Here is a 600-nt window from a genome sequence, read left to right on the forward strand (position 1 = left end):
GTTTACCACGGTGTGGTTCATGACTGGGGTGAAGTCGTAACAAGGTAGCCGTAGGGGAACCTGCGGCTGGATCACCTCCTTAATTAATAGCACTAAAGACTTTAAAGTGCCCACACAGTTTGTTTTCAAGATAATGAAGAGCCCGGTTCATAATGTTGCGAGTGCGGCAGCACACGCATAAAGACATAGTGAGCCAAAGCTTTTTTGCGAGAGGTTTTGTTTTAATCAAGGCGCGCGTGCAAGTGAGTGAGGGAGCATACGTCAGTATGTGACTGAGTGAATGCGCATGAGCAACGCAGAGTAAAACAAAAGATCGATGCCAAAAAAAATGGGGTCGTAGCTCAGCTGGGAGAGCACCTGCCTTGCACGCAGGGGGTCAGGAGTTCGATCCTCCTCGGCTCCACCAAATTATAGGGTTTTTCATTGGGTTTATTCAGATTAAAGTACTTTTACGAGAGTATTTTAATCTGGAATAACCAGACGTTCATTAAAAATAAGGTAAATAAGAGGTAACACAAGCGTACTTGTATTTGAAGTAAAGCATATGATCTGAGGTAACTGAGATTATATGGTCAAGAAGAGAAGCGCAAACGGTGGATG

The 600-nt window shown here is 44.2% G+C and carries 1 tRNA gene and 1 rRNA gene; both read left to right on the forward strand.

Annotated elements, in window-relative coordinates:
• Window positions 1–82, forward strand: a 16S ribosomal RNA gene (locus ACWTEW_RS10940); the annotation flags it as partial.
• Between the two features lie 248 nt (window positions 83–330).
• A tRNA-Ala gene (locus ACWTEW_RS10945) sits at window positions 331–406 on the forward strand.
• Window positions 407–600 lie beyond the last annotated feature (194 nt).

The organism is Legionella stuttgartensis, assembly GCF_977063405.2.